The organism is Burkholderia pulmonis, assembly GCF_984667975.1.
The window spans coordinates 225,277-246,899 of sequence record NZ_OZ480187.1 but is presented as its reverse complement, the minus strand read 5'-3'; the positions used below and the strand labels follow the sequence as shown (position 1 = coordinate 246,899).

Genomic DNA, 21,623 nt, shown 5'->3' with positions numbered 1-21,623 from the left:
ACTCCCCTCATCATGCAAACGCAGACCCATCCGCTGATTTCCCCCGCCGTCGGCACCGAACGCCAGATCACGAGCTTCCACTACGGCCCGCGCGGCGGCAAGAAGGTCTACATCCAGTCGTCGCTGCACGCGGACGAACTGCCCGGCATGCTGGTCGCCACGCTGCTGCGCCGCAAGATCGCCGCGCTCGAGACGGCCGGCAAGCTGCGCGGCGAAGTCGTCATCGTGCCCGTGCCGAATCCGATCGGCCTGTCGCAGCACGTGTTCGGCGATCACCTCGGTCGCTTCGAGCTCGGCTCGATGCAGAACTTCAACCGCAACTTCTACGATCTCGCGGCACTCGTGCTGTCGCGTATCGAAAACCGCCTCGCAAACGACGCGCAGCGCAACCTCGCCGTCGTGCGCGCCGCGATGCGCGAAGCACTCGACGAACAGACGCCGCGCACCGAGCTCGAATCGCAGCGCCTCGCGCTGCAGAAGCTGTCGTACGACGCCGACATCGTGCTCGACCTGCATTGCGACAGCGATGCGGTGATGCACCTCTACACGAACCCCGACCTGTGGCCGGACGTCGAGCCGCTGTCGCGCTATCTCGACGCGCAGGCGTCGCTGCTCGCGCTGAATTCGGTCGGCAACCCGTTCGACGAGATCCACAGTTTCTGCTGGTCGGATCTGCGCAACCGCTTCGGCGACCGCTTCCCGATCCCGAACGGCGCGATTTCCGTCACGGTGGAACTGCGCAGCGAGCGCGACGTGTCGTACGAGTTCGCCGAAAAGGATGCACAGGCGATCGTCGAATACCTGACCGAGCGCGGCGTCGTCGAAGGCACGCCGGCGCCGCTGCCGCCGCTCGCGCATCCGGCCACGCCGCTCGCGGGCACCGATCCGCTCGTCGCGCCCGTGTCGGGCGTGATCGTGTTCCGCACGCCGGTCGGCGTGATGATCGAGGCCGGCCAGGCCGTGGCCGACATCATCGATCCGCTGACCGATCGCGTCGTCACGCTGAAGAGCAGCGTGTCTGGCGTGCTGTACGCGCGCCAGATCGTGCGCTTCGCGACGGCCGGCATGGAAGTCGCGCGGATCGCCGGCGCGACCGCGATCCGCACGGGCTCGCTGCTGTCGGCCTGAGCGACCTGCCCGCGCGCCGGGCCACGGCGCGCATCGCACGCACCAACGAAATCGCCCGCTTGCGCGGGCGATTGGCTTTCCAGGCCGTCGACGCGTGACGATCTACACCACCGGCCTCCGGTACGCGTGAGGGCCTATCAGAACGCCGGCACGATCGCGCCGCCGAACTTCTGGTCGATGAACTTGCGCACGTTGTCCGATTCATAGGCCGCGACGAGCTTCTTCACCCACGGCTTGTCCTTGTCCTGCGCGCGCACCGCGATCAGGTTCGCGTACGGCCCGCGCAGATCCTCGATCGCGATCGCGTCCTTCACCGGCGTGAGCCCCGCCTTCACCGCGTAGTCGGTGTTGATCGATGCGGCATCGACGTCGGGCAGCGCGCGCGGCAGCTGCGCGGCGTCGAGTTCGACGATCTTGATCTTCTTCGGGTTCTCGACGACGTCGAGCGGCGTCGCGTTCACGCCGTTCGTGCCCGCGCCCGCCTTCAGCTTGATCACCCCGTACTTCTGCAGCAGCAACAGCGCGCGGTTGCCGTTCGACGGATCGTTCTGGATCCCGACCTTCGCGCCCGCCGGCAAGTCCTTCAGCGACTTGATCTTCTTCGAATAGAAGCCCATCGGCGCCGTATAGGTAAGCCCGACGTTCACGATCTTGTAACCGCGCTGCTTGATCTGGCTGTCGAGGAACGGCTGGTGCTGGAAGCCGTTCGCGTCGAGATCCCCCGAATCGAGCGCCGCGTTCGGCTGCACGTAGTCGTTGAATTCGATGACCTTGATCGCGAGGCCGTCGCGCGCGGCGACCTTCGTCACTTCGGTCCAGATCTGCGCGTCGGGGCCGCTCATCGTGCCGATCTTCAGCGTTTGCGGGTCGGCGTGCGCGCCGGGCGCCGCGAAGGCCAGCGCCGCGGCGAGTGCGCCGAGGCCGGTCAGGATCGAACGTCGCATGTGGTGTCCTCTTGTCCCGTGTCGTTTGTTGGAGCACGGATCGTGGCACGGGGCCCGAACACCACCAACCAAGCTTATTTCATGTGCATATTCCTGACCGGGATCGAACGACACGCGAATTCGGTATAACCCCCGATAGCGCAACCGGGCAGAATTCAGTGTCGCATCGGCACCACACATTCTTCATATGACAGTCGCTGTCATATTCATTACGTGGCCCGCCGATAAAGTTGCCGCCGGTCCGTGAAAGCGCCCATAGAGAGCGCCGGAACCGCAACTGGACACGCCATTTATTCGCTCGGAGAATCCTTTGAACAAGAAACTGTTGACCATCGCCGTCCTGGCAGCAACGGCCGGCACGGCACATGCACAAAGCAGCGTGACGCTGTACGGCGTCATCGATGCCGGTATCAGCTACGTGAACCACAGCAAGACCGCCAACGGCGGTACGGGCAAGCTGTTCAAGTATGACGACGGCGTTGCCCAGGGCAGCCGTTGGGGCCTGCGCGGCACCGAAGACCTCGGCGGTGGCCTGAAGGCGATCTTCGTGCTCGAAAACGGCTTCAACAGCGGCAACGGCACGATCGGCCAGGGTGGCGCGATCTTCGGTCGCCAGGCTTACGTCGGCCTGAGCCAGTCGCAATACGGCACGGTCACGTTCGGCCGCCAGTACTCGTTCTCGACCGACATCCTCGGTTCGAACTACTCGACGGGCGGCAACACGGTCGCGGGTAACTACGCGTACCACGTGAACGACATCGACCAGCTCACGTCGAGCCGCATCAACAACGCCGTGAAGTTCCAGAGCGCGAACTACTCGGGCTTCACGTTCGGCGCGTTGTACGGCTTCTCGAACTCGACCGACTTCGCAGGCGCAGCCGCGACGACGTCGGGCACGACGACGACCGCAGGCTCGTCGCGCGCATACAGCTTCGGCCTGAACTACGCGAACGGCCCGATCTCGGTCGGCGCAGCGTACACGGACATCCGCTTCCCGAGCCAGTCGACGCCGGCATTCTCGACGACGATCGCCAACATCAGCACGGGCAACGTCCGCGACCTGCGCACGTACGGCGTCGGCGGCCGCTACGTCTGGGGCCCGGCAACGGCATGGCTGCTGTGGACGCGTACGCAGTTCTCGACCGTTTCGGGCGCGGGCGGCACGTTCTACAACGCGTACGAAGCAGGTGCGAAGTACGCGTTCACGCCGGCTCTGTCGGGTGGCCTCGGCTACACGTACACGAACGCGACGCAGAGCGGCAACTCGTGGCACTGGAACCAGGTCAACGGTATCGCCGATTACGCACTCAGCAAGCGTACGGACGTGTACGGCCTGGTCGTGTACCAGCAGGCATCGGGCAAGGGCGTGCAAGCGCAGATCGGCTCGAGCACGAGCTACTTCAATACGTCGGGCACGGGTTCGAAGAACCAGATCGCCGCACGTATCGGTATCCGTCACAAGTTCTAAAGCATCCGCTTAACTCGCGGATCACGACGGCAAGAAGCGCCCCGCTCCACGCGGGGCGCTTTTTTATGGGCTTTTAAGTTTCGCTTAATTCTGGGCTGAGAGGATGCTCTCACCCCCCCTGTTGGCCGCCTGAGCATCGGCGGCTTTTTTTTTAGACATGCCGACGGCGCCGCCATCGATTGCCCACAAGACAGGATCGGAGGCCATGATGATCGAAGATACCGTTTTCAGCCATCTGCACGCGATTCTGACGTGCCAACACTCGCTGCCGGTCCAGAGCTGCCGCGTCTCGGTTGAAATGCAGCGGCCCTGGGGCCGCCCGTATCGTCTCGTCGAGTGGACGATGCACCTCGACGCGCCCGCGCGGCGCCAGATCGTGCCGGCCGAATCGACCGACGAAGAGATCGCCGAGGTCGTCGCATCGCACGTGCCGGGCCGGCTCTACGGCGACGGCCAGTTGCAGTTCTGAACGCGTTCCCCCGCCACCCGCTTCCCGTCTTTCGGCCCTGCCGCACGCATCGTGCGGCAGTCGGTCTCGTTTGACGCGACAACGAAACCTGCTACGCTGCGCGTTTTCGTCCACGCAACACACGATGGAAAACGCATTCAACGAACGTGGCGTCATGGTCACGCGCAACGGCCTGTCGGCCGCCGGGCAGGTATTCGCACTGCGTGACATCCGCCAGGTCGATGTCGTCAAGATTCCGAAGAACCGTCTCGTCCCGTCGCTGATCTCGCTGATCGGCGCGGCGGTCGCCATCGCGGGCGGCATCGGCGCATCGAGCGCCGCGCTCGTCGTCGGCGTGATGCTCGTCGTCGTCGGCTATCTCGCGTGGGGCACGCAGGACATCACGTACCGCCTGATGGTCGAGATGCCCGACGGCAAGCGCGAAGCGCTGTCAAGCGCCGACGCCGAGTTCGTCGAACGCGTCGCGCAGGTCGTGCGCGATGCGCGGGCGGCCACCGCGGCCGGCTGAATCCGTTCGCCTCCCTGCGCGCTTCGGCTCGCGCGGGCCGCACGCACGCGGCGAGTGCCGCGCGTGCGGCATGCCCTTTGAATCGCGTGCCGCCCGCCTCGTCGCACGCACCTCGCCTCCACGACGGACGCCGACCGCCTAGTATGGAAAGAGCGGCTCGCCGCCGCATCGTCCGAGGAGGCCAGCATGAACGTCCAGTCGCTGTCCGGCATGCTTCGCGCGCAGGAGTTGCTGATCGTGTCGATGATCCGCGCGCTTCCCCCTGACGCACGCCGTGCGCTCGTCGATCTCTACACTGAACAGATCGCGTTCGCCGAACAGGCAGGCCTCGAAAGCCACACCGATCGTGCGACGCACGATGCGTTCATCACGCATGCACGCAACCTGCTGATCCGCATCGAAGCGCTGGCCTAGGCCCCAGGGCCTGCCTCCCGAATTCCCCGCCGCAGCGCGTCCAAGCTGCGCAGGTGAGCGCTCGCCCGCACGCGCCATCGTTCAACCTTGTATTGATAATAATTCTCATTTACACTGTTAAAGTTGTCAGTTGCCTTTCAATTCGCCGTTTGCCGCATGCCGCGCGCAAACGGGCCAGCCAGGTGAACGCGTCACCCAGCCAGCCTTCGGGCTTGTTATCGTCAATGGGAGACCACCTGTGCATTGCTATACGCTGGCGCGGCGGCCGATCTGTGCCGCGCTGTTCGGCGCGTTCGGCCTGTCCGCCGCCCCGGCTCACGCCGATTCGTCGCCGCAAGGCGCCACTCCGCCTTCTGCCGTCCTCATTGCCGCGTCCACGCGCGGCGATGCGGCACTGCTCGACCCCGTCACCGTCACGGCCACCCGCACGGCCACCGCTGCCAGCCGCACCGCGGCGTCCGTGTCGGTGATCACCGACGAGGATCTCGAGGAGCAGCAGGCCACCAACATCAAGGACGCGCTGCGTTACGAGCCGGGCGTCACGGTGCGCCGCACCGCGTACCGGCCCGGCAGCGCCGCGCTCGGCGGCGGCCGCGACGGCGATTCGAGCATCAACATCCGCGGCCTCGAAGGCAATCGCGTGCTGCTGATGGAAGATGGCATCCGCCTGCCGAACGCATTCTCGTTCGGCCCGCTCGAAGCGGGCCGCGGCGACTACGCCGATCTCGACACGCTCAAGCGCATCGAGATCCTGCGCGGGCCGGCGTCGGCGCTGTACGGCAGCGACGGCCTGACCGGCGCGGTGAACTTCATCACGAAGGACCCGCGCGACCTGCTGTCGGTCTACAACAAGCCCTATTACTTCTCGTTCCGGCCGAGCTACGACTCGACCGACCGCAGCATCGGCGCGACCGTGTCGGCCGCGGGCGGCAACGACCGCATCCAGGGGATGATCATCGCCGACGGCCGGCGCGGCCACGAGGTCGACACGCGCGGCAGCAACAACTCGGCGAGCACGCTGCGCACGACGTCGAATCCGCAGGACGTCTATTCCGAATCCCTGCTCGGCAAGCTCGTGCTGACGCCCACGACGCGCGACACGTTCAAGTTCACCGCCGAAACGGTGCAGCGGCGCGTGAGCACCGACGTGCTGTCGGCGATCAATCCGCCGACCACGCTCGGCCTCACGACCTACGACCGGCTCGAGCGCAACCGCTTCAGCGTCGATTACGACTTCCGCGACGATGCGTTCCGCTGGTTCCAGACCGCGCACGTGCAGTTCTACTACCAGGACGCGAAGCAGGACCAGTACGCGTTCGAGACGCGCGGCAAGACGCCTTCGCGCTCGCGCGACAACCAGTACAAGGAGCGTACGTTCGGCGGCTCCGCGTTCGCCGAGAGCGGCTTCGCGACCGGCCCGCTCGCGCACAAGCTGCTGTATGGCGTCGACGGCAGCCTGTCGCGCGTGACGAACATGCGCGACGGCACGGTGCCGGGCGTCGGCGAAGCGTTCCCGAACAAGGCGTTTCCCGACACCGACTACACGCTGTTCGGCGCGTTCGTGCAGGATCAGATCGGCTACGGCCGCCTGCTCGTCACGCCGGGCCTGCGCTTCGACACGTACCGGCTGAGCCCGACCGAGAACGATCCGCTGTTCACCGGCAAGGCCGTATCGACCAGCGCGAACGAACTGTCGCCGCGCGTCGCGGTGCTCTACGAGATCACGCCCGCGATCATTCCGTACGTGCAGTACGCACACGGATTCCGTGCGCCGACGCCCGACCAGGTGAACAGCAGCTTCTCGAATCCCGTGTACGGCTATACGTCGATCGGCAATCCGAACCTGAAGCCCGAAACCAGCGACACGTTCGAAGCCGGCCTGCGCGGCAAGGCGGGCACCGGCTACGGCGTCGTGCGCTACAGCGCGGCCGCGTTCACCGGCCGTTACCGCAACTTCATCTCGCGCACGACGATCGCCGGCAGCGGCCGCCCGGCCGACCCGTTCGTATTCCAGTACGTGAACTTCGCCGACGCGCGCATCCACGGCCTCGAAGGCCGCGCCGAGTGGGTGATGCCGAACGGCATCACGCTGAAGACGGCGATGGCGTTCACGAAGGGCTCGACGCAGAACGACGGCGCGGCCAGCCAGCCGCTCAACACGGTCAATCCGTTCTCGGCCGTGTTCGGCGTGCGCTACGAGCCGAGCGAACGCTGGTACGTGCAGACCGACCTGCTGTTCCAGGCCGCGAAACGCGACAAGGACATCGACAAGTCCGACTGCTCGAACAAGGCGTGCTTCACGCCGCCGTCGTCGTTCGTCGTCGACCTGCGCGGCGGCTACCGCTTCAACAAGCACGTGAGCGCGACGATCGGCATCCGCAACCTGTTCGACCGCAAGTACTGGAACTGGTCGGACGTGCGCGGCATCGCGGCCGATTCGCAGGTGCTCGATGCGTATTCGTCGCCCGGGCGCACGGTCGCCGTCAGCATGAAAGTGGATTTCTGATGCGCGTCGCCCGCGCAACCACCCCAACCGTTACTTGAAGGAGTCCGACATGATGCAATCCGCCCTTCCCGGTCAATCCGCCACGCCGGCCCGCGCGGCCGCCGCGCTGCGCGACGCGTTCATCAAGCTCAAGACCGAACGCCAGTTGCGCAACCGCGACGTCGCGCAGGCGCTCGGCGTCAGCGAAGGCGAGGCGCTCGCCGCATTCGTCGGCGAGCACGTCGTGCGGCTCGACGCGCGTTTCCCGGCGATGTTCGAGGAAATGCCGCGCCTCGGCCGCGTGATGGCGCTGACGCGCAACGACACGGCCGTCCACGAGAAGGACGGCGAATATGCGCAGATGAGCCACGACGGCCCCGTCGGCCTTGCCCTCGGCGACATCGACCTGCGCATCTTCTATCGCCACTGGGTGTCGGCGTTCGCGGTGCGCGACGAGACCGCACACGGCCCGCTGAAGAGCCTGCAGTTCTTCGATGCGCAGGGCCATGCGATCCACAAGGTCTATCTGCGTGCGCACAGCGATCACGCCGCGTACGACGCGTTCGTCGAACGCTGGCGCGCACCGTCGCAGGAGCCCGGCCTCGAGGTCGCGCCCGCCGCGCCGAAAGCGCCCGAGCGCGCGGACACCGAGATCGACGTCGCGGGCTTCCGCGCCGCGTGGGACGCGATGACCGACACGCACCAGTTCTTCGGCATCACGCAGCGCTTCGGCGTGAGCCGCATGCAGGCGCTGCGTCTCGCCGATCCGCAATATGCGTATCCGGTCGAAACCGCGCATGCGCTGCGTCACGTGCTCGAACAGGCTGCACAAAGCGGCCAGCCGATCATGGTGTTCGTCGGCAACGCGGGGATGATCCAGATCCATACGGGCCCCGTCGCGAACGTGCGTGAAGTCGGTGCGTGGATCAACGTGCTCGATCCGGGCTTCAACCTGCACGTGCGCGAAGACCTGATCGCCGCCGCCTGGGTCGTGAAGAAACCGACGAGCGACGGCATCGTCACGTCGCTCGAACTGTTCGACCGGCAGGGCGACCACGTCGCGCTACTGTTCGGCGAGCGCAAGCCCGGCAAGGTCGAACGCGACGACTGGCGCGCGCTCGTCGCGACGCTGCCGGCGGCCGCACGCGAGGATGCACGATGAGCGCGCGGCCGTTCGATCCGCGCCGCCGCGCGGTGCTGGCGGGCGCGGCGGCCGGTGCGCTCGCGGGCGCGCTGCCCGGCAGCGTGCTCGCGCAGGTGGCGGCGGCCACACCGAAGCGCGTGGTCGTGATCGGCGGCGCGCTCGCGGAAACCGCGTTCGCGCTCGGCGGCGCCGAGACGCCGCGCTACCGGCTCGTCGGCGCCGACACGACCTGCACGTACCCCGACGCCGCGAAGCGCCTGCCGAAGGTCGGCTACCAGCGCGCGCTGTCGGCCGAAGGGCTGCTGTCGCTGCGGCCGGATCTCGTGCTCGCGTCGGCGGAAGCCGGCCCGCCCGCGGCGATCGCGCAGGTGAAAAGCGCCGGCGTCACGGTCACGACTTTCAACGAACGCCATGACGTCGAATCGGTGCGCGCGAAGATCACCGGCATCGCGCAGGCGCTCGACGTGCGCGATGCCGGCGCCGCGCTGCTGCAACGTTTCGATCGCGACTGGCAGGCCGCGCGCGATGCGGTCGCCGCGCGCACACCCGGCGGCGCGCAGCCGCCGCGCGTGCTGTTCGTGCTCAACCACACCGGCAACCAGGCGCTCGTCGCCGGCCAGCGTACGGCTGCCGACGCGATGATCCGCTACGCGGGAGCGCGCAACGCAATGCAGGGCTTCGATCACTACAAGCCGCTGACGACCGAGGCGCTCGCGGCTGCCGCGCCCGACATCGTGCTGATCTCCGACGAAGGGCTGACCGCCGTCGGCGGTCGCGCCGCGCTGCTCGCGACGCCCGGCTTCGGCGCGACGCCGGCCGGCCGCGCGCAGCGCGTCGTGTCGCTCGACGCACTGTTCCTGCTCGGCTTCGGCCCGCGTCTGCCGCTCGCCGTCACGACCCTGCACCGACGCCTGTCGGATGCGCTCGCCTGATTCCGGATCGACCCGATGCCCGCTCATGCTTCGTCCTTCCCCGCACCGTCGCCCGCGTCGCGCTCCGGCGCCGCGCGCGTCGGTACGTCGCGCCGCTTCGCACCGTTCGCACTGGCCACGCTGGCCGCGCTCGTGTGCGCGATGTCCGTCGTCGCGCTGTGCGTCGGCGCGTACCGCATTCCGCTCGCGGAAGCCTGGGCCGCGCTGACCGGCGATGCGGCTGCGCAGCAGGCGCGCGCGGTGCTGTTCGATATCCGTGCGCCGCGCGTCGTGCTCGCGCTGCTGGTCGGCGGCGGCTTCGGCGCGACCGGCGCCGCGATGCAGGCGCTGTTCCGCAATCCGCTCGCCGATCCGGGGCTCGTCGGCGTATCGAGCGGCGCCGCGCTCGGCGCGACGACGATGATCGTGCTCGGCCCCGCGCTCTTTGCCGCCCACGCAAGCGCCGCCGCGCTGCCCGTCGCGGCGTTTGCCGGCGCGCTCGCGGTCGCGGCGCTCGTCTACCGGCTCGCCGCGTCGCGCGGCCGGCTCGCGCTGCCGTTGCTGCTGCTCGCCGGCATCGCGATCAATGCGCTGGTCGGCGCGGCGATCGGGCTGCTCACGTTCGTCGCCGACGACGCGCAGCTGCGCTCGCTTACCTTCTGGAGCCTCGGCAGCCTCGGCGGCGCGCAATGGTCCGCGCTGGCGGCCGTCGCGCCGTGCGTCGCGATCGGCTGCGTGCTGCTCGCGCGCGAACGCGACGCGCTGAACGCGCTGCAGCTCGGCGAAACCGAAGCGCTGCATCTCGGCGTGCCCGTGCAGCGGCTGAAGCGGCGCGTGCTCGTCGCGGTCGCGCTTGCCGTCGGCGCACTCGTCTCGTGCGCGGGCATCATCGGCTTCATCGGGCTCGTCGCGCCGCATTGCGTGCGGCTCGCATGCGGCCCCGACCAGCGCATCGTGCTGCCCGGCGCCGCGTTGCTCGGCGCGCTGCTGACGCTTGCGGCCGATCTTGCCGCACGCACGATCGCCGCGCCCGCCGAAATTCCGCTCGGCGTGCTGACCGCGCTGCTCGGCGCGCCGTTCTTCCTCGCGCTGCTGTGGAAGAATCGCGGCGCGCTCGGCGGGTAATCCTTTCTTCACGACGACCATGCTGACTGCCCACCACCTCGACGTCGCCCGGCGGCACAACGCGATTTTGCGCGACCTGTCGCTGTCGATCGAACCCGGCCGCGTGACCGCGCTGCTCGGCCGCAACGGCGCGGGCAAGAGCACGCTGCTGAAAACCTTTGCCGGCGAACTGACCGGCAGCGTCGCGCCGAACGGCGTACGCGTGACGGGCGACATCACGCTGAACGGCGAACCGCTCGCACACATCGACGCGCCGCGGCTTGCGTGCCTGCGCGCGGTGCTGCCGCAGTCCGCACAGCCGGCCTTCCCGTTCAGCGTCGACGAAATCGTGCTGCTCGGCCGCTATCCGCATGCGCGGCACAGCGGTGCCACGTCGCACCGCGATCGCGAGATCGCGTGGCACGCGCTCGAACGTGCGGGCGCCGATGCGCTCGTCGGTCGCGACGTCACGACGCTGTCGGGCGGCGAACTCGCGCGCGTGCAATTCGCCCGCGTACTCGCGCAGCTATGGCCGGACGACGATGCGACGGAAGGCGGCCCACGCTACCTGCTGCTCGACGAACCGACCGCCGCGCTCGACCTCGCGCACCAGCACCGGCTGCTCGATACGGTGCGTGCGGTCGCACGCGAGTGGCAGCTCGGCGTGCTCGCGATCGTCCACGATCCGAACCTCGCCGCGCGGCACGCGGATACGATCGCGATGCTCGCCGACGGAACGATCGTCGCGCACGGCACGCCGCGCGACGTGATGACACCCGCGCATATCGCGCAGTGCTACGGGTTCGCGGTGAAGATGGTGGAGACCGGCGACGGTGCGCCGCCCGTGATGGTGCCGGCATAGCGGCCGGTGCATTGCGTTCGTGCCGGGTAGTACCGACCGCCGGGCGTCGTCCGCTCCAGCGTTCGAATCAACTTTCAAGGAGACCTGCATGCCGCTTTCGATGACCCGCATCATCCTGTATGTCCAGGATGTCGCTTCGCTCAAGGCGTTCTACCGACATTATTTCGATCTGCCGATCGTCGAGGAGATCGAGAACGAGTGGGTCGTGCTCCGCGCGGGCGCCATCGAGCTGGCGCTGCATCTTGCCGGCCCGGCGTTCCGGCACGCAGTGTCCACGCGCGCCGAATCGAGTCACGTGAAGTTCGTCTTCTCGATCGACCAGGGCGTCGATGCGCATCGCGACCGGCTGGCCGCCGACGGCGTGACCGTACGCGACCTCAAGCGCTACGACGGGTTTCCGTACACGATGTACGACGGCCTCGACCCCGAAGGCAACGTCTTCCAGGTGATGCAACCGGACTGAATGCCGGCGCGCGAACGGCGCTCAATGCTCGACGTCCGCCGCGCCGAAAGTCCGCATCTTCCACCCCAGCCGCACCGCCAGCATCCGCATCGAGAATCCCGCCGTCAGCGCGACGATCGTCGCAATGCCCGCGTCGATGCCGAGATGCTGCATCCCGACATACAGCGCGCCCGTGACGAACGCGACGCTCGCATACAGCTCCTCGCGCAGGATCAGCGGCATCTCGTTGCACAGCAGGTCGCGCAGCATTCCGCCGCACACGCCCGTGATCGCGCCGGCCAGCACGACGATGATCGGCGCCGTGCCGGTCGACGCGCCGATGTCGCAGCCGATGATCGTGAACGCCGCGAGGCCGATCGCGTCGACGGTGACGAACAGCGTCTTCATCCGCGCGACGTGCCGTGCCGCCCACGACGCGACGGTCGCCGCGACCAGCGTGATCACCAGGTATTCGGGATGCGCGATCCAGCCGAGCGGATAGTGGCCGAGCAGTACGTCGCGCACGGTGCCGCCGCCGAGCGCCGTCACCGCGCCGACGAGCGCGAGCCCGAAGCGGTCCATCCCGCGGCGCATGCCCATCAACGCCCCCGACATCGCTTCCGCGACGATCGCAATCAGATAAAGCGTATGCATGGCGCGTGTCAGTCGTCGGTCCGGAACAGGTCGAGCACGCGTTCGCGCTCTGCCGCGTCGACGGCAGCCGGCATCGGTTCGTCGTGCCTGCCGCCGTCGCCCTGCGCATCCGGCGCATCGGTTGCCAGCGCGCCGCCGCATGCAAAGCGGCTGCGGATGTAGGCCGGCACGTCGGTCGTGCACGTGCCGCGCGTGTATTCGGTGTAGACGAAGTCGCCGTCGACGAGCGCGACGTCCTGCGGCGGCGTCGTATCGACCGGCGTGCGCCCGTCGACGGCCGTCTTCATGTAGTCGAGCCAGACCGGCAGCGCCAGCGTCGCGCCGGTCGCGCGCCCCATCGGGCGCGGCGTGTCGTAGCCGAGCCACGCAACCGCGACGATGCCCGACGAGTAACCGGCGAACCACACGTCCTTCGATCCGTTCGACGTGCCCGTCTTGCCGGCCGCGTCGTCGCGGCGCAGCGCGAGCGCGCCGCGCGCGGTGCCGGCCCGCACGACGTCGCGCAGCATGCTGTCCATCACGAACGCATTGCGCGCCGACACCACGCGCCCGCCCGCCGGCGTGGTCGCCTCGTACATCGCGCCGCCATGACGCTGCTTCACCGAGAGGATCAGCCGCGGCTCCATCCGCGTGCCGCCGTTCGCGAACACGCTGTATGCGCTGGCAAGTTCAAGCGGCGTCACCGCGCCCGCGCCGAGCGCGAGCGGCAGCGATGCCGGATTGCGCTGCGCGTCGAAGCCGAAATGCACCGCGTGCTGCTGCACGTAGCGCGCGTCGGTGGCCTGCATCAGGCTGACCGCGACCAGGTTCTTCGAGCGCACGAGCCCGCGCCGCACCGGGATGAAGCCTTCGTAGCGGTTGCCGAAATTGCGCGGACGCCACGGCTGCGCGCCGGTTTCCGCCCGCGTGAGCGTGCGCTGCGTATCGTCGACGAGCACGCCGGGGAAATAGCCCTTCTCCAGCGCCGCCGAATAGACGAACGGCTTGAAGCTCGAACCCGGCTGGCGGTATGCCTGCAGCGCATGATCGAACACGTTGCGGTTGAAGTCCGCGCCGCCGACCAGCGCAAGCATGTCGCCGGTTGCCGCATCGAGCGACACGAGCGCACCTTCGAGCCCGTTGCGCGCATCGCGCTTCGCGCGCGGCTGCCGGCTCAGCGTGCGGTCGAGCGCGGCTTCCGCCGCGCGCTGGTCGCGCATCGAGATCGTCGTCGTCACGTCGAGGCCGAGCGTGTACGCGTCGTCGTGGAAGCGTTCGACCATCATCCGGCGCGCACGCTCGGCGACGTACGGCGCCGCGATGATCCCGGGCGGCGGCGTGGTCGCCAGCGCGATCGGCGCGTCGACGGCCGCGCGATACGTCGCGTCGTCGAGCTGGCCGAGCGCATGCATGCGGCCGAGCACGTAGTTGCGCCGCGCGGTCGCGCGTGCCGGATTGACGACCGGGTTGAACGCGGACGGCGCCTTCGGCAGCCCCGCGAGCACCGCCGCCTCGCCCGCGCTCAGCGCGTCGAGCGGCTTGCCGAAATACACGTGCGCTGCGGCCGCGAAGCCGTATGCACGCTCGCCCAGGTAGATCTCGTTCATGTACAGCTCGAGTAGCTTGTCCTTGCTGTATTCGCGTTCGAGCTTGGCTGCCATCAGGATCTCGGCAAGCTTGCGGCTCAGCACCTTGTCGCGCGTCAGGTAGAAGTTGCGCGCGACCTGCATCGTGATCGTGCTGCCGCCCTGCCCCGGCTGCCCCGTCACGACGTTCGCGAACGTCGCGCGTGCGAGGCCGCCGACATCGACCGGGCCGTGCTCGTAGAACTTCGCGTCCTCGGCCGCGAGCAGCGCGTGCCGCATCAGCGGCGGGATGCGTTCGAGCGGCACGAACTCGCGCCGCTCGACGCCGTATTCGGCCAGCAGGTCGCCGTCGCGCGAGAAGATCCGCAGCGGCAGCGCCGGGCGATAGACGGCCAGGTGTTCGACGGACGGCAGTTGCGACCAGATGCGATCGATCGTCCATGCTCCGATGCCGGCGCATGCCAGCGTCAGGCCGAGCAGCGCACCCGCGAGCGTGCGCCACACGCGGCGGCGGCGCGGTGGTGCGGGTTGCGGCGGAGTGTGGGCGGTAGGGTCGGTCATGTCAGGCTCCTTCTTCAGTGCCCGCGACGGCCGGCGCGCGATAGGCGCCGACCGTCACGGAAGGCGCGCATTGTCGAAGGGATAGCCCGAAACCGGAACATTCTTTAGCCAAAGTTTGGCTGGCTAAATTTTATTTAGGAAAGCGCGCGACGGCCCGTTCACGCAGCGCGCACGGGCCTGCGGCATGTCGTCGCGGCAACGCGCGCGGCACGCGATCCGGTTCGCTTGTACCATCGACGGATGTTCGATCGATACCTCGACCTGTGGGGCCTCGTTCCCGACGGTGGCCCGCTCCTGACCGCAAGCGGCGGCCTGTTGCCGGTCGTCTGGCACACGCGGCCCGCGATGCTGAAGGTCGCCACGTGCGACGAAGAGCGGCGCGGCAACGCATTGATGGCCTGGTGGAACGGGCAAGGCGCCGCGCAGGTGTGGCAGCACGACAGCGACGCGATCCTGCTCGAACGCGCGCAACCGGCGCCGTCGCTGGCCGCGTTGTCGGCATCGGGGCATGACGACGACACGATGCGCATCGCGTGCGACGTCGTTGCGCGGTTGCATGCGCATCGCGCGCCGCAGCCACCTGCGCAGGTCGTGCCGCTGCATGACTGGTTCCATGCGCTGCTGTCGACTGACGCGGGCAACGACGCGCTGCGCCACTCGGTAGTCACCGCGCGCGCTTTGTTGGCAGAGCCGCCCGCCGACGAAGTCATCCTCCACGGCGACATCCATCACGACAACATTCTCCACTTCGGCGATCGCGGCTGGCGCGCGATCGATCCGAAAGGGCTGCGCGGCGAGCGCACGTTCGACTACGCGAACCTGTTCTGCAATCCCGCGCACGACATCGCGGTCGATCCCGCGCATTTCGAGCGGCGCGTCACGCTCGTGACCGACGCCGCGCAGCTCGACCGACGCCGGCTGCTGCAATGGATTCTCGCGTGGTCGGGCCTGTCGGCCGTGTGGCTGATGGAAGACGACCTGCCGCCCGACACGCGGCTGCAGGTCGCGGCGCTGGCCGCGGCGGCACTCGGCCTGTAGCCGCGAAACGCGCCGCCCATGAAAAAAGCCCGCCGGCATGCACCGGCGGGCTTTCGTGTCCGACCTGCGCGGCGCTCAGCGCGCCGGGTTCAGCGTCAGGTTCATGTGACGGTTCACGTCTTTGTACAGCAGGTAGCGGAAGCGGCCAGGGCCACCCGAATAGCATGCCTGCGGGCAGAACGCGCGCAGCCACATGAAATCGCCCGCTTCGACCTCGACCCAGTCCTGGTTCAGCCGATAGACGGCCTTGCCTTCCAGCACGTACAGGCCATGCTCCATCACGTGCGTTTCGGCGAACGGAATCACGCCGCCCGGCTCGAACGTCACGATGTTCACGTGCATGTCGTGACGCATGTCGCTCATGTCGACGAAGCGCGTCGTGACCCATGCGCCGTTGGTGCCCGGCATCGGGATCGGCTCGACGTCCTGCTCGTTGGTCACGAAGGCTTCCGGCAGCGGAATGCCGTCGACGACCTGGTAGTGCTTGCGCACCCAGTGGAAGCGCACCGCGGCATCGCTGACGTTGTGCAGCGTCCAGTCGGCGCCCGGCGGAATGAACGCGTAGCCGCCCGGCTTCAGCGTGTGCTTCTTGCCTTGCAGCGTCAGCTCGGCCTCGCCTTCGACGACGAACAGCACGGCTTCGGCGTTCTTGTCCTGCTCGGGCTTGTCGCTGCCGCCGCCCGGATTCACTTCGACGATGTACTGCGAGAAGGTTTCCGCGAAACCCGACAGCGGGCGTGCGATCACCCACAGGCGTGTGTTCGTCCAGAACGGCAGCCAGCTCGTGACGATGTCGCGCATCACACCCTTCGGGATCACCGCGTACGCTTCGGTGAACATCGCGCGATCGGTCAGCAGATCCGTCTGCGGCGGGTGGCCGCCATGCGGCGCGTAGTACGTTGTCTTAGACATATTGCATCCAGGCAATGGGTTGGTCCGGCCCCGGGCGCAAACGGCATCGGGCGGTTCGCACACGCGTGGGGCGCGCATGCGGCGGCGGGACATCGTTGCCGGGGTGGCTTGAAGGCGCATGCGCCTTCGTTCGGTCGGCCAGGCTTCGCGTCGGGTCCGTCCGGTTCAGCGGACGCGGCGGCCCGGGTTGTCGGGTCCGGCGGCCGGGCCGCGGCGCTCGCGATCATGCGGCGAGGCGCGGACGACGGCACGGTTCGACTCCGTACGCGGGCATCGTTGACGATAGCGAAGTCGATCCCGATCGACCAATTAAATGTTGCGATGATATCCATTCGATTTCCCACTACCCGCCGGCAACCGCGACACGCGGCGAGGAGGCGTGGCGAGACGGTCTGGCTATCAGGGAAATCCTGACGGCAGCGATGCGTCCGACCGCGGTGACACGCGGCGCGCGCGCAGGTCGCGAGTTGTCCTGCTACACGAATCGAAGGCGGTCGATACGCGCGCGAGAACAGGTCGCGGCATCAGGGTCGCCGGTCGCGGGCGGAGCGGAACGGGGCCGACGTGTCGATGGAAAAGCGGATGGTGTTCGCCGCTCCTGTCCGGGCGCGTTCAGACGCGGCAGGCGTGTCGTCGAGAGGAAAGGAAATCGGAGGGAGGTGTGTTGCCGGCCCGTTGATCGGGCACATGGCAGCGGCTGAGGAAGCCGGAGAAGCGTCGCCGGTCTGGCCGGCGATGGCGGCCCGGCAGACTGCCGGGCTGCTGCTCGCGTCGGGTGCCGACGCCGTCGGCGCGCCGGTGCGCGAATCGCGCACCGTGCCGCGCCAGCGGCGATCAGTCCCAGTCGCGGTGGTGACGATGCTTGCGGTGACGGTAGCCGCGGTCGCCGCGATCGCGCTCGTACGAGCTGCGCGACATGTTGCCGCCGAGTGCCGCGCCGGCGCCGCCGCCGACAGCCGCGCCCAGCAGGCCGCCCGTGCGGCCGCCCATCGCGTTGCCTGCCGCGGTACCTGCGCCGCCACCGAGTGCGCCGCCGATGATCGCGCCGGTGCGCTCGTGACGGTTCGACGTCACTGCGCCACCTGCGCCGCCGCCGATGGCGCCGCCGATGACCGAGCCCGTGCTGCCGCCGAGCGCACCGCCGACTGCTGCGCCGGCTACCCCGCCGAGCGCGCCGCCAAGCGCATTGTTCATGTCACCTGCCAGAGCCGGCAGTGCAGTCGTGCCGGTCAGCGCGGCGACGACGAGAGCGGGGGCGATTTTCTTCCACATTCCCGTATTCTTCCTTGTTCGCAATCTGGTTATTGAAGGTCCGCTCGGTACGACGATCTGAATCGATCGACGTCGTGTCAGGCACTGTGCCGAACCGCGGACCAATTCATTTCAATGAGCTTGCGGCGAAGAATAGCACCGGTCCCGCTTCCTTGCCGTCGACATTCTGGTAACAAGTTGTTTACGAATAAGTGAGGTCGAACACCCTCCTCGAAATCGTCTGAAACCCTTTCTGGCATTGGCTTTGGCGGGGGTCGGCGCCCACGCGGCAACCGTCCGGCCCTGCGCGGCGTCGCACGTTTGAGACACACGTGGCAACACATCGGGCACGCGCCGTGAACAGGCGCCCCGGCGACAGTCGAGGAGGGAAATGCGGGGTCAGTACACGCCGGGCAGCAACCGCCACGTCCGCGCGCAATACGCGTCGTATTCGGCGCCGAATTGCGAACGCAGCAGCGCCTCCTCCGAGCGGATGCGCGCGACGAGCGGCACCAGCATCAATACGACCAGCAGCACGCCGACGCCCGAGCGGAACGCCAGCGCCCAGCCGACCGAATTGACGAGCAGACCGAGGTAGCTCGGGTTGCGGATGCGGCGGTAGATACCGCCGGTCACGAGCGTATGGCCCGGCTGGATTGCAACGAGCCCGCTGAAGCGCTTGCCGAGCACGAACACGGGCCAGATCCGCAGCGCGCCGCCCGCGATGTACAGCACGACGCCGATCCAGCGCACCGTGTCGCCGCCGAAGGTCCAGACGTCGAGCCGGTCGGTCAGCGCGGGCAGGTACGCGAGCAGGAACCCGCTCACCGCGAATGCGCCGAGCACCCAGCGGTTGTCGCGATTCTCGCGCTCGCCGCTGCTCAGGTTGCCTTCGGTGAACATCGCGGCGACGGCCATCACGAGCGTCGCGATCACGACGACGGTCAGCGGCGGATGGGAGAAGAATGCAGCGAACCCGCCGATGCCGAGCACGGCGAGCCCGAGATAGACGAGCGTGGATACGCCCGAGACGATTGCGACCTTGCGTGTAACGGTCATGACGGCCTCGCCGGGATGCGCTTTCCTGTGAAGTATAGGAACCGCACGCACGAAGCGCAGCACGCCGCCGTCATGCGGCCGGCGAAGCCGCGCAAATCGTCCGGCACAAGGCGGCGGACCGGGCCGGTGCGGCCGGGGTCCGCGCGCGGGGCCGGATCAGCGGATACGGAAGTTGCCGCCGATCCCGACGCTGACGGGCGGCGCGTAATACGCCGGCGCATAGCCGTAGTAGGCGGGCGCGTAGCCGTAGGGCGGCGCGACGTAGCAGCCGGACAGGCCGCCGATCAGGGCAAGCGTGATGAGAAGTCTGGACATGGCTCGGCTCCCGGCGCGAATGACGAATGGCACCTCGCGAAAGCCGCACCGCCGCGACAGGCGGCGGCCGGCACGAAGAGGCAATCCGCCCTTCCTGTCGCTCGATGATGTAATGCGCCGAGTCTAGCGCCGGGCTTGCCGGGCCGAGTTTCGTGGGTCGTTACACGTGTTACCCCACATGACCGCTGAAACAGACCCGAGCGGCGCGACGGCCGGCCCGTGGGCGACCGCCGCGCCGAGGGCTGCCGCGCCGTTACACGAAGCGCGCGCGAATGCGCTGCGCGAGCGCTTCGAGCGTCGCCGCGTCGGCGATTTCGCGCGCATGCATCCGCAGTTCGGCGCCTTCCCAGCGCGGGATCACGTGGAAGTGCACGTGCGGAACCGTCTGGCCGGCCGCCGCGCCATTGAACTGGCCGATGAACACGCCGTCCGGCTCGAGCGCCGCGCGCACCGCCGCCGCGACGCGCTGCGTCATGCGGATGCCGGCCGCGGCCGCGTCGCCGGACAGCTCGAAGATCTGCGCGGCCGGCTCCTTCGGGATCACGAGCACGTGACCGTCGGCCTGCGGCATGAGATCCATGATCGCGAGCGTCGCGTCGTCTTCGGCGACCTTCACGCACGGCAGTTCGCCGCGCAGGATTTTCGCGAACGGGTTGTTGTTGTCGTAGGACATGGCGTTTTCCGATATCGGTTGGACGGTTGGACCGGGAGAGCAATGCCGGACGATTATCGGCCGATGGCGGGCCGCATTTCAACTCGCACGACGCAGCAGGTCGAGCGGCCGGCGCGAAACATCGCAAATGCGTGCGGCGATCGTCGCGCGTCACGCGGCCGCGATTGCCACGTATCGCCCGAACCTGCGACACTGCCGTAACGTTGCCGGCCGGCACGCCACCGAGGACGCTCGCGCATGACGATCCCCCTCAAGAAGCTGATTCTGCGCGGTGTCGCGCTCGCACTCGTTGCGGCGGTCGGCTACGCCGGCTTCATGCTGTCCCGGCTCGCGCCGATCGCGACCGGCTACGCGGCGAAGGCGCTGTGCTCCGGCGTATTCGTATCGGGCCGCCCGGCCGCGTCCGTGATCGACGTCGACATCATGGCCGGCGTCCATCCGCTGCTGAAACTGGTGCGCCCGTCGATCGATCCCGACCATCATCGCGCAACGGCAACCTTCGCCGGCTTCGCCGAGCGCGAAGCCGACTTCCGGCCCGGGCTCGGCTGCACGCTCGCGCCCGGCTCCTCGTCCGGCGCGGCGCCGACGACCTTGCCGGCCGCGTTGCCGCCTCTTCCCGATCCGCCGTCCGACCCGCCCGTCCCGGCCACGCCGCCCGCCGGCATCGATGCGCACAAGCTGCAGACCGCGATCGACCGCGCGTTCGACGAGCCCGACCCGGCGCGGCCGCGACGCACCCGCGCGGTCGTCGTGATGTGGCGCGGCCAGGTGATCGCCGAACGCTATGCGCCCGGCTTCACGGCCGATACGCCGCTGCCCGGCTGGTCGATGACGAAGACCGTGACGGCCGCGCTGGTCGGCACGCTCGTCGCGCAGCACAAGCTGTCTCCGGATACCGCTGCGCTGCTGCCCGAATGGCGCGGCAGCGGCGATCCACGTGCGGCCATCACGCTCGACGAGCTGCTGCGAATGACGAGCGGCCTGCAATTCAACGAGGACTACGACGACCCGCTGTCCGACGTCGCCGTGATGCTGTTCACGCAGCCCGACATGGCACGCTTCGCATCGGCGAAGCCGCTGGCCGCGACACCCGGCACGCAGTGGTCCTATTCGAGCGGTACGAGCGAGATCATCGCGCGCGTGATGCGTGAGGCGCTGGGCGGCAACGAGGACGACTACCTCGCGTATCCGCGCCGCGCGCTGTTCGCGCCGCTCGGGATGCACAGCGCGGTATTCGAGCCCGATGCGTCCGGCACGCTCGTCGCGCCGTCGTACATGTATGCGAGCGCGCGCGATTGGGCGCGCTTCGGGCAGCTGCTGCTGCAGGATGGCGTATGGAACGGGCAGCGGCTGCTGCCGGAAGGCTGGGTGCGCTACCTGACGCGCGCGACGCCGCAGTCGTCGCGCCAGGAATTCGGCGCGCAGCTGTGGGTCAAGGTGCCGGAGCCGTTCAACGATCGCGACCCGCAGGCGCGCGCGATGCCGGCCGACGCATTTCATGCGGTCGGCCATGAAGGCCAGTTCGTGAGCGTGGTACCGAGCCGTCAGCTGGTGGTCGTGCGGCTCGGGCTGTCGCGGCCGGAATCCGCGTGGAATCACGAGGCGTTTCTCGCGCGCGTGCTCGATGCGGTGCCGGCGCCCGGTGCGTAAGAACGGGCACCTGAGGCGGTGAATCGGAAGTGAAGCGGCGGCGCTTTCATTGCCCCCGCTTCACGT

At 68.3% G+C, this 21,623-nt stretch carries 21 protein-coding genes; 13 read left to right on the top strand and 8 right to left on the bottom strand.

Annotated features, from left to right (window positions below):
• Nucleotides 1-12 precede the first annotated feature (12 nt).
• Nucleotides 13-1,128 carry a succinylglutamate desuccinylase/aspartoacylase family protein gene (locus AC5LXK_RS17930; RefSeq protein WP_493392823.1) on the top strand — a complete coding sequence of 372 codons (1,116 nt, stop codon included), beginning with the start codon at nt 13-15 and terminating at the stop codon, nt 1,126-1,128.
• Between the two features lie 137 nt (nt 1,129-1,265).
• Here the strand turns inward: AC5LXK_RS17930 and AC5LXK_RS17925 are convergent, their stop codons facing one another.
• Nucleotides 1,266-2,072: a MetQ/NlpA family ABC transporter substrate-binding protein gene (locus tag AC5LXK_RS17925; RefSeq protein ID WP_493392822.1), complete on the bottom strand. Its 807-nt coding sequence runs from the start codon at nt 2,070-2,072 to the stop codon at nt 1,266-1,268.
• 310 nt (nt 2,073-2,382) lie between these two features.
• Here AC5LXK_RS17925 and AC5LXK_RS17920 point away from each other — a divergent pair, with 310 nt between their 5' ends.
• The 10 genes from AC5LXK_RS17920 to AC5LXK_RS17875 all read left to right on the top strand — a co-directional run bounded on the left by AC5LXK_RS17920 (nt 2,383) and on the right by AC5LXK_RS17875 (nt 11,900).
• Nucleotides 2,383-3,540, top strand: a complete 1,158-nt coding sequence (locus tag AC5LXK_RS17920) for a porin (protein ID WP_493392821.1) — start codon at nt 2,383-2,385, stop codon at nt 3,538-3,540.
• A gap of 208 nt (nt 3,541-3,748) precedes the next feature.
• Nucleotides 3,749-4,009 (top strand): DUF2866 domain-containing protein, encoded by a 261-nt coding sequence (locus tag AC5LXK_RS17915; RefSeq protein WP_124860320.1) that lies wholly within the window; start codon nt 3,749-3,751, stop codon nt 4,007-4,009.
• Between the two features lie 124 nt (nt 4,010-4,133).
• Nucleotides 4,134-4,517 carry a DUF6232 family protein gene (locus AC5LXK_RS17910; RefSeq protein WP_493392820.1) on the top strand — a complete coding sequence of 128 codons (384 nt, stop codon included), beginning with the start codon at nt 4,134-4,136 and terminating at the stop codon, nt 4,515-4,517.
• A 186-nt stretch (nt 4,518-4,703) separates the two neighbouring features.
• Complete coding sequence (locus AC5LXK_RS17905; protein WP_493392819.1) at nt 4,704-4,931, top strand: hypothetical protein; 228 nt, start codon at nt 4,704-4,706, stop codon at nt 4,929-4,931.
• Nucleotides 4,932-5,169: 238 nt separating this feature from the next.
• Nucleotides 5,170-7,437, top strand: coding sequence for a TonB-dependent hemoglobin/transferrin/lactoferrin family receptor (locus AC5LXK_RS17900; RefSeq protein ID WP_493392818.1), 2,268 nt, complete (start codon nt 5,170-5,172; stop codon nt 7,435-7,437).
• Nucleotides 7,438-7,486: 49 nt separating this feature from the next.
• Nucleotides 7,487-8,578: a hemin-degrading factor gene (locus AC5LXK_RS17895; protein WP_493392817.1), complete on the top strand. Its 1,092-nt coding sequence runs from the start codon at nt 7,487-7,489 to the stop codon at nt 8,576-8,578.
• The gene (locus tag AC5LXK_RS17890) at nt 8,575-9,492 is read left to right on the top strand and encodes a heme/hemin ABC transporter substrate-binding protein (protein ID WP_493392816.1); all 918 of its coding nucleotides are present in this window, start codon (nt 8,575-8,577) and stop codon (nt 9,490-9,492) included. The genes AC5LXK_RS17895 and AC5LXK_RS17890 overlap by 4 nt, the downstream gene beginning before the upstream one ends.
• A 15-nt stretch (nt 9,493-9,507) precedes the next feature.
• Nucleotides 9,508-10,596: a FecCD family ABC transporter permease gene (locus tag AC5LXK_RS17885; RefSeq protein ID WP_493392815.1), complete on the top strand. Its 1,089-nt coding sequence runs from the start codon at nt 9,508-9,510 to the stop codon at nt 10,594-10,596.
• 19 nt (nt 10,597-10,615) lie between these two features.
• Nucleotides 10,616-11,437, top strand: coding sequence for a heme ABC transporter ATP-binding protein (locus AC5LXK_RS17880; protein WP_493392814.1), 822 nt, complete (start codon nt 10,616-10,618; stop codon nt 11,435-11,437).
• 88 nt (nt 11,438-11,525) lie between these two features.
• Complete coding sequence (locus tag AC5LXK_RS17875) at nt 11,526-11,900, top strand: VOC family protein (protein ID WP_493392813.1); 375 nt, start codon at nt 11,526-11,528, stop codon at nt 11,898-11,900.
• Nucleotides 11,901-11,921: 21 nt separating this feature from the next.
• On the opposite strand, the gene AC5LXK_RS17870 is transcribed toward AC5LXK_RS17875, so the two are convergent.
• Together AC5LXK_RS17870 and AC5LXK_RS17865 are read right to left on the bottom strand one after the other, a co-directional pair.
• On the bottom strand, nt 11,922-12,533 hold the full coding sequence (locus tag AC5LXK_RS17870) for a trimeric intracellular cation channel family protein (protein WP_493392812.1): 612 nt from the start codon (nt 12,531-12,533) through the stop codon (nt 11,922-11,924).
• 8 nt (nt 12,534-12,541) lie between these two features.
• Complete coding sequence (locus tag AC5LXK_RS17865) at nt 12,542-14,659, bottom strand: penicillin-binding protein 1A (RefSeq protein ID WP_493392811.1); 2,118 nt, start codon at nt 14,657-14,659, stop codon at nt 12,542-12,544.
• A gap of 240 nt (nt 14,660-14,899) precedes the next feature.
• On the opposite strand from AC5LXK_RS17865, the gene AC5LXK_RS17860 reads away from it, so the two are divergent.
• Nucleotides 14,900-15,697, top strand: a complete 798-nt coding sequence (locus AC5LXK_RS17860) for an aminoglycoside phosphotransferase family protein (RefSeq protein ID WP_493392810.1) — start codon at nt 14,900-14,902, stop codon at nt 15,695-15,697.
• Between the two features lie 75 nt (nt 15,698-15,772).
• Here the strand turns inward: AC5LXK_RS17860 and AC5LXK_RS17855 are convergent, their stop codons facing one another.
• The 5 genes from AC5LXK_RS17855 to AC5LXK_RS17835 all read right to left on the bottom strand — a co-directional run bounded on the left by AC5LXK_RS17855 (nt 15,773) and on the right by AC5LXK_RS17835 (nt 19,907).
• Nucleotides 15,773-16,609, bottom strand: coding sequence for a bifunctional allantoicase/(S)-ureidoglycine aminohydrolase (locus tag AC5LXK_RS17855; protein WP_098554206.1), 837 nt, complete (start codon nt 16,607-16,609; stop codon nt 15,773-15,775).
• An 834-nt stretch (nt 16,610-17,443) separates the two neighbouring features.
• Nucleotides 17,444-17,881, bottom strand: coding sequence for a hypothetical protein (locus AC5LXK_RS17850; RefSeq protein ID WP_493392809.1), 438 nt, complete (start codon nt 17,879-17,881; stop codon nt 17,444-17,446).
• Nucleotides 17,882-18,259: 378 nt separating this feature from the next.
• Nucleotides 18,260-18,919, bottom strand: coding sequence for a methyltransferase family protein (locus AC5LXK_RS17845; protein WP_493392808.1), 660 nt, complete (start codon nt 18,917-18,919; stop codon nt 18,260-18,262).
• 156 nt (nt 18,920-19,075) lie between these two features.
• Nucleotides 19,076-19,234, bottom strand: coding sequence for a hypothetical protein (locus AC5LXK_RS17840; RefSeq protein WP_164992061.1), 159 nt, complete (start codon nt 19,232-19,234; stop codon nt 19,076-19,078).
• A gap of 253 nt (nt 19,235-19,487) precedes the next feature.
• The gene (locus AC5LXK_RS17835; protein WP_043181059.1) at nt 19,488-19,907 is read right to left on the bottom strand and encodes an HIT family protein; all 420 of its coding nucleotides are present in this window, start codon (nt 19,905-19,907) and stop codon (nt 19,488-19,490) included.
• 237 nt (nt 19,908-20,144) lie between these two features.
• Here AC5LXK_RS17835 and AC5LXK_RS17830 point away from each other — a divergent pair, with 237 nt between their 5' ends.
• Nucleotides 20,145-21,557: a serine hydrolase domain-containing protein gene (locus tag AC5LXK_RS17830; RefSeq protein ID WP_493392807.1), complete on the top strand. Its 1,413-nt coding sequence runs from the start codon at nt 20,145-20,147 to the stop codon at nt 21,555-21,557.
• Nucleotides 21,558-21,623: the final 66 nt, after the last annotated feature.

Excerpts from the sequence above, each read along its gene's own strand:
- AC5LXK_RS17865 (WP_493392811.1), bottom strand. The coding sequence starts at position 14,659 with ATGACCGACCCTACCGCCCACACTCCGCCGCAACCCGCACCACCGCGC.
- AC5LXK_RS17870 (WP_493392812.1), bottom strand. The coding sequence starts at position 12,533 with ATGCATACGCTTTATCTGATTGCGATCGTCGCGGAAGCGATGTCGGGG.
- AC5LXK_RS17830 (WP_493392807.1), top strand. The coding sequence starts at position 20,145 with ATGACGATCCCCCTCAAGAAGCTGATTCTGCGCGGTGTCGCGCTCGCA.
- AC5LXK_RS17905 (WP_493392819.1), top strand. The coding sequence starts at position 4,704 with ATGAACGTCCAGTCGCTGTCCGGCATGCTTCGCGCGCAGGAGTTGCTG.
- AC5LXK_RS17845 (WP_493392808.1), bottom strand. The coding sequence starts at position 18,919 with ATGACCGTTACACGCAAGGTCGCAATCGTCTCGGGCGTATCCACGCTC.
- AC5LXK_RS17885 (WP_493392815.1), top strand. The coding sequence starts at position 9,508 with ATGCCCGCTCATGCTTCGTCCTTCCCCGCACCGTCGCCCGCGTCGCGC.
- AC5LXK_RS17880 (WP_493392814.1), top strand. The coding sequence starts at position 10,616 with ATGCTGACTGCCCACCACCTCGACGTCGCCCGGCGGCACAACGCGATT.
- AC5LXK_RS17915 (WP_124860320.1), top strand. The coding sequence starts at position 3,749 with ATGATCGAAGATACCGTTTTCAGCCATCTGCACGCGATTCTGACGTGC.
- AC5LXK_RS17855 (WP_098554206.1), bottom strand. The coding sequence starts at position 16,609 with ATGTCTAAGACAACGTACTACGCGCCGCATGGCGGCCACCCGCCGCAG.
- AC5LXK_RS17925 (WP_493392822.1), bottom strand. The coding sequence starts at position 2,072 with ATGCGACGTTCGATCCTGACCGGCCTCGGCGCACTCGCCGCGGCGCTG.
- AC5LXK_RS17895 (WP_493392817.1), top strand. The coding sequence starts at position 7,487 with ATGATGCAATCCGCCCTTCCCGGTCAATCCGCCACGCCGGCCCGCGCG.
- AC5LXK_RS17860 (WP_493392810.1), top strand. The coding sequence starts at position 14,900 with ATGTTCGATCGATACCTCGACCTGTGGGGCCTCGTTCCCGACGGTGGC.
- AC5LXK_RS17910 (WP_493392820.1), top strand. The coding sequence starts at position 4,134 with ATGGAAAACGCATTCAACGAACGTGGCGTCATGGTCACGCGCAACGGC.
- AC5LXK_RS17930 (WP_493392823.1), top strand. The coding sequence starts at position 13 with ATGCAAACGCAGACCCATCCGCTGATTTCCCCCGCCGTCGGCACCGAA.
- AC5LXK_RS17835 (WP_043181059.1), bottom strand. The coding sequence starts at position 19,907 with ATGTCCTACGACAACAACAACCCGTTCGCGAAAATCCTGCGCGGCGAA.
- AC5LXK_RS17875 (WP_493392813.1), top strand. The coding sequence starts at position 11,526 with ATGCCGCTTTCGATGACCCGCATCATCCTGTATGTCCAGGATGTCGCT.
- AC5LXK_RS17890 (WP_493392816.1), top strand. The coding sequence starts at position 8,575 with ATGAGCGCGCGGCCGTTCGATCCGCGCCGCCGCGCGGTGCTGGCGGGC.
- AC5LXK_RS17850 (WP_493392809.1), bottom strand. The coding sequence starts at position 17,881 with ATGTGGAAGAAAATCGCCCCCGCTCTCGTCGTCGCCGCGCTGACCGGC.
- AC5LXK_RS17840 (WP_164992061.1), bottom strand. The coding sequence starts at position 19,234 with ATGTCCAGACTTCTCATCACGCTTGCCCTGATCGGCGGCCTGTCCGGC.